Source organism: Christiangramia aquimixticola (assembly GCF_048285835.1).
Classification (GTDB): domain Bacteria; phylum Bacteroidota; class Bacteroidia; order Flavobacteriales; family Flavobacteriaceae; genus Christiangramia; species Christiangramia aquimixticola.
Genome location: NZ_JBLVTL010000056.1, coordinates 1 through 378 on the forward strand (window position 1 = coordinate 1; position 378 = coordinate 378).

Annotated in this window: 1 protein-coding gene; it reads right to left on the reverse strand. The window is 46.0% G+C overall.

The features are described from left to right. Positions 1-125 precede the first annotated feature (125 nt). On the reverse strand, positions 126-378 hold a 253-nt coding region (locus ACNKXV_RS13475; RefSeq protein WP_417908248.1), incomplete at its 5' end, for a hypothetical protein.

A 378-nucleotide genomic window follows, 5' to 3' on the forward strand; every position in this document is an offset into this window, starting at 1 on the left:
TTTTGAAAATCGTGGGCGGAGAAACTGAAGTCAGATTCATTGACAAAAACGGGCAGGACCAAGTAATCAATTACTTGGTGCCCAATAAAAATCAATGCAAAAGCTGTCACAACAAAAACGAGGTCTTAGCTCCAATTGGAATCCAACCCAAGCACCTGAACAATGACCTGAAGTACGAGTCCGGGAAAGAAAACCAATTGGCTCATTGGACCAAAATGGGCAAATTGGAGGGGTTCACGGGAAAGGATAACCATCCATCCCTCATCAACTATGAGGATCAAAGTCAAGCCTTGGATGACCGAGCGATGGCTTACCTCGATATCAACTGCTCCCACTGTCACCGGGCTGAAGGTCCTGCCAGTACATCTGGTCTTTTTC